At 58.8% G+C, this 12,307-nt stretch carries 10 protein-coding genes and 2 tRNA genes; 3 read left to right on the forward strand and 9 right to left on the reverse strand.

Annotated features, from left to right (window positions below; translation table 11 throughout):
* Positions 1 to 21 precede the first annotated feature (21 nt).
* Entirely contained in the window at positions 22 to 564 is a 543-nt protein-coding gene (locus ACQR35_RS05230) for a DUF1697 domain-containing protein (protein WP_430268359.1), read from the forward strand.
* Here the strand turns inward: ACQR35_RS05230 and ACQR35_RS05235 are convergent.
* The 4 genes from ACQR35_RS05235 to ACQR35_RS05250 all read right to left on the reverse strand — a co-directional run bounded on the left by ACQR35_RS05235 (position 542) and on the right by ACQR35_RS05250 (position 4,337).
* On the reverse strand, positions 542 to 2,161 hold the full coding sequence (locus ACQR35_RS05235; protein ID WP_430269416.1) for a GTPase: 1,620 nt from the start codon (positions 2,159 to 2,161) through the stop codon (positions 542 to 544). The two genes, ACQR35_RS05230 and ACQR35_RS05235, sit on opposite strands and share 23 nt — an antisense overlap.
* The gene (locus ACQR35_RS05240) at positions 2,158 to 3,918 is read right to left on the reverse strand and encodes a dynamin family protein (RefSeq protein WP_430269495.1); all 1,761 of its coding nucleotides are present in this window, start codon (positions 3,916 to 3,918) and stop codon (positions 2,158 to 2,160) included. Before ACQR35_RS05240 ends, ACQR35_RS05235 begins: the two co-directional genes overlap by 4 nt.
* Before the next feature lie 166 nt (positions 3,919 to 4,084).
* A tRNA-Glu gene (locus ACQR35_RS05245) sits at positions 4,085 to 4,157 on the reverse strand.
* A gap of 108 nt (positions 4,158 to 4,265) precedes the next feature.
* Positions 4,266 to 4,337, reverse strand: a tRNA-Gln gene (locus ACQR35_RS05250).
* Between the two features lie 334 nt (positions 4,338 to 4,671).
* Here ACQR35_RS05250 and ACQR35_RS05255 point away from each other — a divergent pair.
* A complete protein-coding gene (locus ACQR35_RS05255) occupies positions 4,672 to 6,351 on the forward strand; it encodes a hypothetical protein (RefSeq protein ID WP_430269417.1) in 1,680 nt (559 codons plus the stop codon).
* Between the two features lie 15 nt (positions 6,352 to 6,366).
* Here ACQR35_RS05255 and ACQR35_RS05260 read toward each other — a convergent pair whose 3' ends face one another.
* From ACQR35_RS05260 to ACQR35_RS05275, 4 genes are read right to left on the reverse strand one after another with little or no spacing between them, the layout of a single operon-like run.
* The gene (locus ACQR35_RS05260) at positions 6,367 to 7,128 is read right to left on the reverse strand and encodes an HAD family hydrolase (protein ID WP_430269418.1); all 762 of its coding nucleotides are present in this window, start codon (positions 7,126 to 7,128) and stop codon (positions 6,367 to 6,369) included.
* Between the two features lie 17 nt (positions 7,129 to 7,145).
* Positions 7,146 to 8,657, reverse strand: a complete 1,512-nt coding sequence (gene gltX, locus ACQR35_RS05265) for a glutamate--tRNA ligase (RefSeq protein WP_430269419.1) — start codon at positions 8,655 to 8,657, stop codon at positions 7,146 to 7,148.
* Between the two features lie 21 nt (positions 8,658 to 8,678).
* Positions 8,679 to 9,455 (reverse strand): fumarylacetoacetate hydrolase family protein, encoded by a 777-nt coding sequence (locus ACQR35_RS05270; RefSeq protein ID WP_430268364.1) that lies wholly within the window; start codon positions 9,453 to 9,455, stop codon positions 8,679 to 8,681.
* Positions 9,456 to 9,490: 35 nt separating this feature from the next.
* Positions 9,491 to 10,267: an MBL fold metallo-hydrolase gene (locus ACQR35_RS05275; protein WP_430269420.1), complete on the reverse strand. Its 777-nt coding sequence runs from the start codon at positions 10,265 to 10,267 to the stop codon at positions 9,491 to 9,493.
* 128 nt (positions 10,268 to 10,395) lie between these two features.
* Between ACQR35_RS05275 and ACQR35_RS05280 the strand changes: the two genes are divergently transcribed.
* Positions 10,396 to 11,004, forward strand: a complete 609-nt coding sequence (locus tag ACQR35_RS05280; protein WP_430268366.1) for a hypothetical protein — start codon at positions 10,396 to 10,398, stop codon at positions 11,002 to 11,004.
* Between the two features lie 97 nt (positions 11,005 to 11,101).
* Here the strand turns inward: ACQR35_RS05280 and ACQR35_RS05285 are convergent, their stop codons facing one another.
* Positions 11,102 to 12,214 carry a branched-chain amino acid aminotransferase gene (locus ACQR35_RS05285; protein WP_430268367.1) on the reverse strand — a complete coding sequence of 371 codons (1,113 nt, stop codon included), beginning with the start codon at positions 12,212 to 12,214 and terminating at the stop codon, positions 11,102 to 11,104.
* Positions 12,215 to 12,307 lie beyond the last annotated feature (93 nt).

Genomic DNA, 12,307 nt, shown 5'->3' on the forward strand with positions numbered 1-12,307 from the left:
CGAAGCACCTAGGCTGACTCCATGAGTACTTTTGCCGTATTTCTGCGGGGCATCAACGTTGGTGGTATCAACATCAACATGGCTGCCCTTGCCCAAGCCCTCAGCGAACTGCACGTGAGTAAGGTCAAGACATTGCTGGCCAGCGGAAACGTTGTGTTGAGCACCGAACTCTCAGCAGAGGAACTCAAAAACAGTGTAGAGACCCAGCTGCGCAGCGAATTTGGCTACGACGCTTGGGTGATAGTTGTCTCTGCGGCAGCTCTGGCCGAAATTGTGGCCAAATGTCCCTATCCGGCAGACAACAAAACCACTCACAGCTACATCACGCTCGCCTCCAATGCAGAGGTTCTGGATGAGCTCGCTGAGGCCTGCCAAAGCGTAGCTGCCGCCGATTACCAACGGCTTTCCGCCGAAGCGCTAGCGTGGCTGGCGCCGGCCGGTGGCACCTTGGAGAGCCCCATCAGTAAACTCACGGCGAAAGCGCGCTACAAATCCAGCACCACCACACGCAATCTGCGCACACTGATCAAAGTCCTGGACGCTACCGCCCGCGCGCAGTCTTGAGCGCTTTGTTGAAGGATTTCAGCCGATTCACTTCCAAATCCACTGGCTCCACAATCTCGCGTTGAGCCACGGCTCGGATGGATGCCGCCAGCTTTTTACGCGCTGATGCTGCACGCGCCCGGGCTGCACCAGCGGCAAACACCTTGCCCAACATCGCTAGCAAGATTCCCAGCGCCACTCCCCCGGCAATCATCAATGTGGGGTAAGGCCAGCCTTCAACTCGCGGGACTTCAGGAACAGGCATTTGTAAGTAGCCCAGGACTGCCAGTACACCCAACCAGCCAAGGCCACCTACTGCGGTGAGCAGAGCGAGCCATTGGAGCACGTTGAAGATCCCCCACCACCAGGACTTGCGTTCAGCCTTTAAATCCGTTGAGGCAATGGCATGATCCAAGGCGCCGGGCAGCTTCTCGCGGCCTTCACGGGCCGCCCCGCGGATGGCATTCCGCCACGGCCCTGGGGCGCCTTCGGAGGCAGCATCGGCAAAATCGCGGACGGCAGAGTCTGTTCTGGCGCGTTCCGCGGCGCTCGCCTTTGGAAGCGAGGTGCGGTTGGTGTCTGCTGCAGCACCCACGCGGCGAAGATTCAGCCTGCGTAGCGGATCGGCCCTCAATCCGATCATCCACCGTGTGACCGGCCAACCGGTACGCGCGGTGGACTCGCGTTTGTAAGAACGTGCGACGGCGTCCACCACCACGTGCACGTTTGCCGCCGTGGCGAGTTGTTCAGTTAGCCGGTCTACGGTTCCAGCCTTAATTCCGGCAGCGTCACCTTCACCGGCTGCGCCGGCCAGTTCGTCGGCGGCTCGTGCCACATCGGCAGAGAGCCGTTGGGAGATTGCTTCCCGCGCCTGAACCACTTGGCGGATTGATGCGCGCACTTTGTCGACACCAGCGCCGGTGAGTGCCGAGGCGCCAAGTACCTTGACCGTCCCCAGACCGTCACGTTTGAGGATGCCTTGAAGGGATTCCAACACATGGGGAACCTCAGCGGCTGGCAATTTGTCGATCTGGTTGAGTACAACGAGCGTTACTGCCCCGTGTGAGGCCATGGGTGTCAGGAACTCGTTGTGGACTGCGGCGTCGGCGTATTTCTGTGGGTCTAATACCCAGACGAGGACATCAACCAAACCCACCATTCGTTCCACCACCGCACGGTTCGCGGCACTGGTGGAATCGAAGTCCGGCAAGTCTAGGAGGATCAGCCCGGTGCTTTCATCGGCGAAGCCATCAACTGCTTGGGCGTGGTGCCTTTTGTTAACCTGCAACCAGTCCAACAGCGGTTCGCTGCCCTCGACTCCCCATACGCTGGCAAGTGGTTCCGACGTCGTGGGCCTCCGCGCCGCCGCGGTGGCAATTTCTGCCCCGTTCACTGCGTTGAAGAGCGATGATTTCCCACTTCCAGTGGCGCCGAAGAACCCCACCACGGTGTGGTCCGCTGACATTGACCGGCGGGAGCTTGCCCGCTCGAGCAAGGCCAAGGTGGAATCCAAGGTTGCATCCGGCAAAACTCCACCGGCAAGTTCACGGGCTGCGTTGAGTCCCTCTAGCCTGCGCTGGAGCGCCGAGGATTCTTTGGCCACTGAGTGCCGGCTCATGCTTGTGCCGCCAACCGTTGCAAGGCCTCAGCGTGTTTGCCGAGCTCCGCCGCTGGAGTCCCAACACGTAGGCGTTCCAAGAAGCGCTGTTGTTCGGCCACCAGGAGTGCCTCGCACCGCGTTTGAAGGTCCTCCCGGGCTTTCTGAGCTAGGCGGCGTACTGCATCTTCACCGAATACTGCTTCGAGAACGCGCTGCCCAACCACTGCGGTGCCACCGGCTACACCAATCTCAAGTCCGGTCAGGCCCGCTGTCATGGAGAACACCACAATCATCAGGGCGGCGCCGAGTCCATTGACCCCAAAAGAGAGCCAACGGGCTTGGTTACGTTTCCCTTGGCCTTCGGCACTGATGAGTTCCATCAGGGAACCCTGCCACGCACGGATCTCTGCCGCTGCACGCTCCGGGAAGTTCGCGGATACGCCGGAGAGGTCATCTGTGCCTAGCAGGCGGCGCCCTGCAGGGTCTTGACGCCAGCGTTGGTCTGCATCTTCTGCAGCGTTGGACGCTTCATCAACAATGACAGCCTGCAGCCCTGTTTCGATGGCGGTCTCAACTTTGACGGCAGGAGCCGGTTGGCCTCTAAAAAATGCGCCGAGTCTGTCTCGCAAGCGGCCAACATTTTGCTCCAAGGTACGGAAGAACTCGCCGGTGCCTACAAAGTCTTGCCAACGGGCCAGTACTTCTCCACGAAGTAGAGCGCCGTCTTTGGTTGCCGCGAGGATACGTTCCACGGCGTCAGAATAGGAACTCCGTACATCTTCAGCAAGCTGCTGCCCAGCTTTGTCCTCAGCTTCGGCAGCTTGAGCTACTAGCTCTACGGTTCCGCTCAGTGCCTTGACGGTTCCGTTGAGGGTGCGCCTGGCAATATCTGCCCGGCCAGCAGCGTCCTTGGCTAAGGTCTTGAGCCAATCAAGTAAGGGGGCCACGGTCTCCGCGGGCAGCATTCCCAAGTTATCTAGCGGGACCTCGGGCACCACAAAAAGCTTCGCGTCCGCGAGGCCTTGCTTGGCCAACATGGAACGCAAATCTTCGCTGACCTCGGCCTCCGCAGCTGGCGGGACCCGGTCCAAGATCACGGCGACCATAATGTCCCTAGAAGCGGCGTCCAAAAGGAGCTTCCACGGGACAGCATCGGCATAACGATTGGCGGTTGTCACAAAAACCCACAGATCCGCAGCAGCAAGCAATTGTCCTGCGAGTTGCCGGTTGTCATCTGAGATCGAGTCAACGTCCGGTGCGTCCAAGAGCGCTACGCCCTGTGGGACCGCCGAGTCTTCAACGAGTACCAGAGACGAAATGGCTGCAGCGTCAGGGGTTGCACCAGCTTGGTTAGCGGGAATGGGTCCGTCAACCTTCACTCCACGGATGCGGCTAAGGTTCGGCAGCACACGTTGATCAGCGAACCACAACCCGTCCGCCGGGTGGTGCAGCAAAATTGGTTGACGTGTTGTGGGGCGAATAGCCCCGGCCCGAGTCACTGGGTGCCCCACCAGAGCATTAACCAGCGTTGACTTCCCGGCGCCAGTTGAGCCTCCCACCACAGCCAATAGCGGGGCGTCCAAGCTTCGGTAGCGAGGAAGAATGTAGTCATCCAATTGAGCCAGTGCCGATTTGGTGGCAGCCCGCGCTTTGTCTGTACCTGGCAGTTCAAGTCCCAACTTCACCGCAGCAAGTTCTGAACGAACAGTCTCCAAGAGAGCCACGGCCGCGGCAGAGGAGTCGGCTGCCTTGCTTGATGTGTCATTGCCTGGCACGGCAGCAGGTAGGTGCGGTGGTCTTGACGGCGGTGGGCCGGCACTATTGCTTGTGGTCACAGCATCATCATGCCAGCCAAGGAAGCATTTTTGGTGAAGGTGAGCTTGGTCAACAAAATAAAAAGAACCTCTGATCTACGTTTCCGTAGATCAGAGGTTCCGTTTGTGACCCCAGCGGGATTCGAACCCGCGTTACCGCCGTGAGAGGGCAGCGTACTAGGCCGCTATACGATGGGGCCTTGCACTTTTCAGCTCAAGAAGTTTCTCACATCCTGAGCTGCGGTTCAAATCGACAATTCGATGTAAACCACTCAAAAATCCTACAGAAATCTGCGAATTTTCAAGAGCTGGGATACCAGGACTCGAACCTAGAATGACGGTACCAGAAACCGTAGTGTTGCCAATTACACCATATCCCAATGGCACTTTCCGGGCTTCCGCGTTGCAGCTTCATGCTGCTCTGCGCCCGTCAGCACGAGTAATTACTTTACCTGCCATCGACCGTTGGCACAAATCGAGAACTGGGTGGGGCGGCCAATCCGGACGCCCAAAAAACGCACCAGCTCTCCAGGTGATTCCACCTAGGCCCTTGCGCATGCCCAACGGCCTGGTTTACTCTCGGTAAGTTACCAACTAGTAACCACAATCCCCCACACTCCTCAGTGGGAACGTTTGAGCAAAACGGGCTGTAATCCAGATCACAGTCTTTGGCCGTCGGGCAACGTCGCCCGGCAGAACAGTTAGGGAGCGTCAGTGTCGACTAGCCGAGCAGCAGCTTCTGCATCAGCCAATAACCGGACCAGGCCACAGCAGATCGCCATCATTGTGTTGTCCCTTCTGCTAATCCTCTTTTTGGCCTTTTATACCTATCTCACAGGCCAGGTGGCCGATGGAGCCGCCCGGCTCAAAGAGGGGGCCGGACAGGCAGCTTCCGGTTCCGTGCAGCTGAAAGAAGGAGCAAGCAAACTTGCTACTGGCGCCGGTGAGGCAAACAAAGGATCCGGACAAGTCAAGGATGGGGCCGGGCAGCTGAACTCTGGCGCCGGGGAACTCAACTCCGGGGCAGCACAACTGAATGCTGGAGCTGGCAAAGTCTTCAGCGGCGTGCGTGACCAGCTGGCCCCCGGAGCGGACAAGTTACACGCAGGAACCACCAAGCTTCAGAATGACGTCATCAACAAGCTAGTACCGGGCGTTTACAAGGTGGATGACGGCGCCCAGCAACTTAAGTCAGGCGCTGTTCAGCTCTCTGCCGCTTTGACTCCGACGGCGTCAGGCAAGGCGCCGAATAACCTCGCCGATGGTGCCGGACAGATCGCTACTGGTACTAAACAACTTGCAACAGGTACGGGCCAATTGGCCACCGGCACAAGCCAGCTCGCCACGGGCGCAAGTCAAGTTGATGCTGGTGCCGGGAAGCTTAGCGCTGGAACTGTCACCCTTAAGCAGGGCACTGCTCAGCTGGCTGCGGGAACTCAGCAACTCAAGGGTTATCAAGGTGCAGGTGGTGATCCCACCAAGGGTGATGGACTCGCTGCTTTGAGCCAAGGCTTGGACCAACTGGAACAGGCTGCCAATGGGGCTCAGGGGATTGTGCCGTTGGGATTGCTGAAGGACAAGATCGCCAAGCTAGCCGACGGTGCCCGCCGCGCGTCCGCGGGAGCTGGCCAACTTGATGCCGGAGCGGATCAGCTCAACGCTGGCGCCGCCGAACTCAGCAATGGTGCCGCGCAGCTCAAGGCAGGAACCGCTCAGCTGAACACTGGAGCCACCCAGGTCAACGACGGCGCCCAGCAGGTCAATACGGGTGTTGGCAAACTCAACACCGGTGCCGGTCAGTTGGTGGCAGGATTCGCCACGCTTGACCAAAAGCTGAACAGTACGGATCCTGCAGCACCTGGAATGGTGATGGGAACGTCTCTGTTGGCTGACGGCACCACCAAAATCCGTGTGGGTATGGACGGTGTTCCGGGAGACCCGGACAGCCCCGGCCTGATTTATGCTGCGAATAACCTACAGGATGGAACCGCCAAACTCTCGGCTGGAATCTACGGTTCCGGTAACTCCTCCAACCCCGGGCTACTGGCTGGAACAGAAGCGCTTTCTGACGGTTCCACCAAGCTCGCTGACGGAACGGTGAAACTTAAGGATGGCACCACCAAGCTGGCCGATGGAACTGTGAAGTTGGCGGATGGCAATGGCCAGCTGGATGACGGCTCTGGCAAGTTGGCCGATGGTGCAAGCAAGTTGGCGGACGGAAACAAACAAATCGCAGATGGCACCGACTTGCTGTATTCGAAGGTCTCGGCAGTGTCGCCGTCGAGTCTCTTTACTGGGCCCGGCGCAGCACTCTTGCTCGTGGCGTTGCTGGTCATTGCAGCGATCGCTGGCTTCCTGATATTGCGCAATCGCGCTAAGAAAGCAGCTGTCTAATCGGCCGCTAAAGACCTAGCCCAAAGGCAGAAGGTCAAGCAACGAAGAAACCGTGGAGCCATCACCGTGGCCCACGGTTTCTTCGTTAACCCTGGTGTTTGAATCAGGGCTGTTACCGGAGCGATTGAGCCAGACTCCGCGCAAACCCGCAGCTGTGGAACCAACACAATCGATCAGACGGTTATCCCCCACATATAAGGTTTCAGCTGGGGAACCGCCCAAAAGCCGAACACCTTCAAGGAAAATCGCAGGATCTGGTTTTGCCACACCTACAGTGTCAGTTCCCACCAAAACGGCTATCCGCTGGAGCCCGGCGCGGTCCAGCTTGGCCCGCTGATATGAGTGGACGTTATTACTCACTGCGCCGTAAGGAATTCCGGCAGCATCAAGCGCATCCAAAAATGGGTGGACATCAGCGAAGGGCCGCACGTGCGCTTCTTGAATTGACGCGTAGTGGCTCACCCAAGCAAGCTCGGCGTCCTCCCCAGGCATGTGCACCCCAAAGTGCGCCAAGGCGGTCCTGCCCCGCAGAATACGCTGCTCCTGAAAAGACAGCTCGCCGGCCAAATACCGGTCATAAAAATGTGTGGTCTCGTGTGTGAAGATCCTCGAAAACCGTTGCCAACCCGCGGCATCCAAGCCCGGCAGCAAGTGTTCGCTCGCCGAGCGCAGCCCGGTGGTCATGGCGAACTCAAGGTCCACCAAAGTGTCATCAATGTCCAGCAGGACGCCGGTCACCCGACCGGCGTCCTGCTGGAACACTTCAAACTCGCTCATGACTTTGGCGCAGCAAACTATCCGCGGAAGGCCTTGAGGCGGTTCAACGAGGACTCTTTACCCAAGATCACCATGGACTCAAACAGTGGCGGAGAAATACGGCGGCCGGAAATACCGGTGCGCACCGGGCCAAAAGCCAAACGCGGCTTGAGCCCCAAATCTTCAACCAGCGCGGTCTTCAGCGCAGTCTGAATGCTCTCCGCACTCCAGTCCTCCACCGGCTCCAAAGCTGCCAAAGCAGCGTCAAGGACCTCGGACAAATTCTCCGGCAATCCCTTGTTGGCGTCCTCCGCGACGTCAATATCGGCGTCGTTCTTAAACAAGAAGCTCAACATTTCCGGAGCCTCGCCCAGCAAGGTGATGCGCTCCTGAATCAGCGGCGCCGCCTCGGTGAGGATCTGGTGCTCGCGCTCGGTGAGCTGTTCCCCCACCACACCGGCAGCCTGCAAGTACGGAACCAAACGGTCGCGGAAATCAGTAGCTTCCAGAAGCCGGACGTGTGTGCCGTTGATGGCGTCCGCTTTCTTCTGGTCAAAGCGTGCCGGGTTGGCCAGAACGTCATGAATATCAAAGTTCTCCACCAACTGCTGCACCGTAAAAATGTCCTCGTCGGCGCTCAAAGACCAGCCCAAAAGGGACAAGTAGTTCAGCAAACCCTCAGGGATAAAGCCCTTGTCCCGCTGCAAAAACAGGTTGGACTCGGGGTCACGCTTGGACAGCTTTTTGTTGCCCTGGCCCATCACGTACGGCAAGTGACCGAACAACGGCATGTACTGAGCCACACCAATGTCCACCAACGCACGGTACAAGGCGATCTGGCGCGGTGTGGAGCTCAGCAAGTCCTCGCCACGCAGCACGTGAGTGATACCCATCAGAGCGTCATCCACCGGGTTCACCAGCGTGTACAGCGGAGCGCCATTGGCACGAACCACTGCAAAGTCCGGAACGGAACCGGCCTTGAACGTGATCTCGCCACGGACGAGGTCGTTGAACGTCAGGTCTTCATCGGGCATCCGAACGCGCAGCACAGCCTGGCGTCCCTCGGCCTTAAACGCTGCGATCTGCTCATCGGACAGATCGCGGTCAAAACCGTCATAACCGAGCTTAGGATCGCGGCCGGCAGCCTTATGGCGGGCCTCAATCTCATCCGGGCTGGAGTAAGACTCGTACACGTGACCAGCTGCAACCAGCTTGGCAATCACGTCCTGGTAAATGTCCGAACGCTGCGACTGACGGTACGGCTCATGCGGGCCGCCCACTTCAACACCCTCATCCCAGTCAATGCCCAACCACTTGAGAGCATCCAACAACTGGTGGTAGCTCTCTTCAGAATCGCGCGCCTGGTCAGTGTCCTCGATGCGGAAAATCATCTTTCCGCCGGTGTGCCGGGCGTAGGCCCAGTTGAACAAAGCGGTGCGAATCAGACCCACGTGAGGGGTACCAGTGGGCGAGGGGCAGAAGCGCACCCGAACTGGCGTATCTTCGGTGACGGTGGGGATGGCCGAATTGGCCGCAAGAGAGGTAGTCATAGTGACTCCAACTTTACGCCCCTAGCGGCGCACCACGGGATTCGACAACCGGCCGATGCCTTCGATCTCCACCTCGTAGCGGTCTCCAGCCTTAACCAAGTCCACACCAGCAGGGGTCCCAGTCATAATCACGTCGCCGGGCAACAGGGTAAAGGCCTGGGAAACGATCGAGACCAGTTCAGCTACACCGCGCACCATCTGGTTGGTATTGCCGTCCTGACGCAATTCGCCGTTGAGGTAACCCTTAATGTCCAAGTCATCCGGGTCAAGTTCTGTCTCGATCCAGGGACCAAGCGGCGCTGAGGTATCAAAACCCTTAGCCCGGGCCCACTGCAAGTCAGTCTTCTGGACGTCCCGCGCCGTCAAGTCATTGCCACAGGTGTAGCCGAAGATCACGTCCTTCACGCGATCTTCCGGAACGTCCTTGCAGATCCGGCCAATCACCACACACAGCTCAGCCTCGAAGGAGACTTCCTCAGAGAAGTCTGGCAACACAATTGGATCGCCTGGGCCAATGACCGAGGTGTTCGGCTTGAGGAACAACAGCGGAGCAGCAGGGACTTCATTGCCGAGCTCGTGAGCATGCTCAACAAAGTTCCGCCCCACACCAATGACCTTGCTGCGAGGAATGATCGGCGCGAGCAAACGCACGTCTTCCAGCTTATGAGTGGTGTGAGTGCGGACCACGCCGTTAAAGAACGGGTCGCCGGAGATAACGGTGACTACTTCGCTACCGGGCTCACCCTCCACAACGCCGTAGAGAGGATCAGAATCAACAACAAATCGAGCAATACGCATGTCTCCAAGCCTATAGCTTTACGCCCCGTACTTTCCTACCCACGCAGATACGCCAACTGGGCCTCGACGCTGAGCAGCGCCGCGCGCCACACTGAAGGGTCGACGTCGTGATAAACCTTCCGAGCCACGGCTTCACTGGGTGCCTGCTCACCCAAGACCGCAAGCGCGTCCCTGACTTGATCAAGGCGCTGGTGCCGGTGGTTCCGGTACTCGCGCGCCACGACGTCGACCGCGAAAAGTACCGGCCCGTGGGCTGGCAAAACGGTGGCCGCACCGAGTGCTTCAAGGACGTCCAAGGACCGCAAATAGTCGCTCAGAGTACCGTCGGGGAAGTCTAGGACCGTGGTTCCCTTGCCTAATATGGTGTCCCCTGTCAGCACCGAGCCGTTAGCGCCGTCCTCAGGCAGATAAAAACACAGGGAATCGGCAGTGTGCCCGGGGGTGGCGAGCACACGAATTTCTACACCAGCAGCGCGGATTTCTTCTCCACCTTGAAGCGGCTCGGCAGCATAGCAGTGCGTTCTGTCCCCTGCCCGTACTGGTGCACCGGTGAGCTCATGCAACCTCAACGCCCCTGCCGTGTGGTCAGCGTGCCGGTGAGTGATCAGAATCAGCTCCACCTCCCCCGCGCTAGCCAAGCCCTTCAGGTGATCTTCATCCGCTGGCCCCGGGTCCACCACCACACACTGTGCCGAACGCGGCGCCGAAATCACGTAGGAATTAGTTCCGTCCAAACTCATTGGCCCGGGATTAGGCGCCAAGGAAAAAGCCGTCAATTGACTGCTTTGCTGGAACTCGCGGCGAGTGCTCATCACCGCACCATCCTATTCATGCTTGGCCCGCACCGGTTTCTGAATGACCCCGTTGCGGAATAAGCTCACCCGGTACGCAGGTTATGGATGGGGACAGCACCGTCCACAGAGAGCATGCAGACACACCCATGAGCACTTCAACTTCCGCTTCCCTATCCGAGCTCTTGGCCGCAGCCGCGTCAGCTGGCAACGACCACACCGCCACCGAGAAGACCAGCGGCCTCCAGCACATCCACAATCACGCTAACGGCACCGTGGTCTGGTTCCCCACCTGGCAGAAGTTCCGTGAAACGTCCGATTGGGAGCCCACGGTAGTTGAGCAGGAAAAAATCCTGACCGCCGCCACCGAGGACGGCACCTCACTCAATGAAGCCGCAGCCGCCCTCTTGGCAGCGAACCTGACAGATCTCCTCCAGCGCGCAGCTGCCTCCACGGACGCCAACGTTTTTGTTGCCGAGAACCTCTCCCTGCACTTGGCACAAACCTGGGCTATTGACGACGCCGTGGCGCGCAAGGCCGGAACAGAGCTCTCAAAAGGCAAACCTTCGCCGGCCTTCGCCGCTTACCCGTATGACATCTACGCTCAGGATGGCGGAAGTTTTGCCGCAGCACTGTGGAACGACGTCATCGATGCTGGCCGCAAGCGCGCCATCGCCGAGGAAGCCGAGCGCAAAGCCCTCAAGCCCGTCTCCCGCAAAGCGCTCAAAAACGCTGCGCGCAAGGCCGCCCGCCGCTAAACCTCACCCGCACACACCAACGCGGGGTCACTTACGGCCCATGTTTAGCTGAAACATGGGCCGTAAGTGACCCCGCGTTGGTTTTAAGAGGCAGGTACTAGGCCAGGCGAGTCAACCAGCCGTGTGTGTCCTCCACGGTACCGGTCTGAATACCCAATAGACGCTCACGAATAGCCATGGTGACCTCGCCAGCCTTGGCATCCTCGGAACCGATAACCTCATTCTCATCCTTGAGGACACCAATCGGAGTAATCACAGCAGCGGTGCCACAAGCGAACACTTCAGCGATCTCACCGGAGGCAATTCCTTCACGCCACTCATCCAGAGTGATCTTGCGCTCGGCAACCTCCCGGCCCATGTCCTGAGCAACCTGAATCACCGAAGAACGGGTTACACCCTCCAAAATGGTTCCAGAGAGCGCCGGAGTAGCCAATGAACCATCTTTCAAGACAAAGAAAACATTCATTCCGCCGAGCTCTTCAACAGCATTGTCATTGAACTGGTCCAAGAACAGCACCTGCTTGCAACCGTTAGCCTCGGCCTCGATCTGCGCGATCAAGGAAGCCGCGTAGTTGCCGCCGCACTTAGCTGAACCGGTACCACCACGGCCTGCACGGGCGTAGTTGCGGGAAATCCAAATGGAAACCGGCTTCAGCTCGCCGCCGAAGTAGTTTCCGGCCGGGGAAGCGATCACGCGGAAGGACACCTCGTGCGCCGGGCGGACACCCAAAAATGCCTCGGTGGCAATCATAAACGGGCGAATATACAGGGCCTCGCCGTCGCCGGAAGGAACCCAATCCTTGTCCTGAGCCACAAGCGTCCGGACAGCTTCCAAGAAGTACTCTTCCGGAATCAGCGGGAGAGCCAACCGCTCAGCGGACTTGTTCATCCGGGCAGCGTTTGCCTCGGGCCGGAACGTCCACACCGAACCGTCGGCGTGACGGTAGGCCTTCATACCCTCAAAAATTTCCTGACCATAGTGCAGCACCGCAGCTGCCGGGTCCAGGCTAATGGGGCCATACGGCTCAATCCGGGCGTTGCTCCAAGAACCGTTGCCGTCGGCGTCGACCTTGAAGTCAACAATCGTGGTGTGATCGGTGAAGTGGTTACCGAAACCCGGGTTGGCCAGAATCGCGTCGCGTTCCTGCGCGGACTTGGGGTTTTCAGAGATGTGCCGGGCAAATTCAACGCCATTGGCCGTCTGGGTCATGGTTCCTCCATGGTCAGCCGACGGGTGCTTTTTGCGGCTAAGTCAGCAAGGAATTAGCCGCACCCGGCAGCAGGTGAGTAAGACTGTTTCAAG

Source organism: Pseudarthrobacter sp. J1738 (genome assembly GCF_050490315.1).
Taxonomy (GTDB): domain Bacteria; phylum Actinomycetota; class Actinomycetes; order Actinomycetales; family Micrococcaceae; genus JBNPEO01.

Excerpts from the sequence above, each read along its gene's own strand:
- ACQR35_RS05230 (WP_430268359.1), top strand. The coding sequence starts at position 22 with ATGAGTACTTTTGCCGTATTTCTGCGGGGCATCAACGTTGGTGGTATC.
- ACQR35_RS05235 (WP_430269416.1), bottom strand. The coding sequence starts at position 2,161 with ATGAGCCGGCACTCAGTGGCCAAAGAATCCTCGGCGCTCCAGCGCAGG.
- ACQR35_RS05260 (WP_430269418.1), bottom strand. The coding sequence starts at position 7,128 with ATGAGCGAGTTTGAAGTGTTCCAGCAGGACGCCGGTCGGGTGACCGGC.
- gltX (WP_430269419.1), bottom strand. The coding sequence starts at position 8,657 with ATGACTACCTCTCTTGCGGCCAATTCGGCCATCCCCACCGTCACCGAA.
- ACQR35_RS05270 (WP_430268364.1), bottom strand. The coding sequence starts at position 9,455 with ATGCGTATTGCTCGATTTGTTGTTGATTCTGATCCTCTCTACGGCGTT.
- ACQR35_RS05275 (WP_430269420.1), bottom strand. The coding sequence starts at position 10,267 with ATGAGCACTCGCCGCGAGTTCCAGCAAAGCAGTCAATTGACGGCTTTT.
- ACQR35_RS05280 (WP_430268366.1), top strand. The coding sequence starts at position 10,396 with ATGAGCACTTCAACTTCCGCTTCCCTATCCGAGCTCTTGGCCGCAGCC.
- ACQR35_RS05285 (WP_430268367.1), bottom strand. The coding sequence starts at position 12,214 with ATGACCCAGACGGCCAATGGCGTTGAATTTGCCCGGCACATCTCTGAA.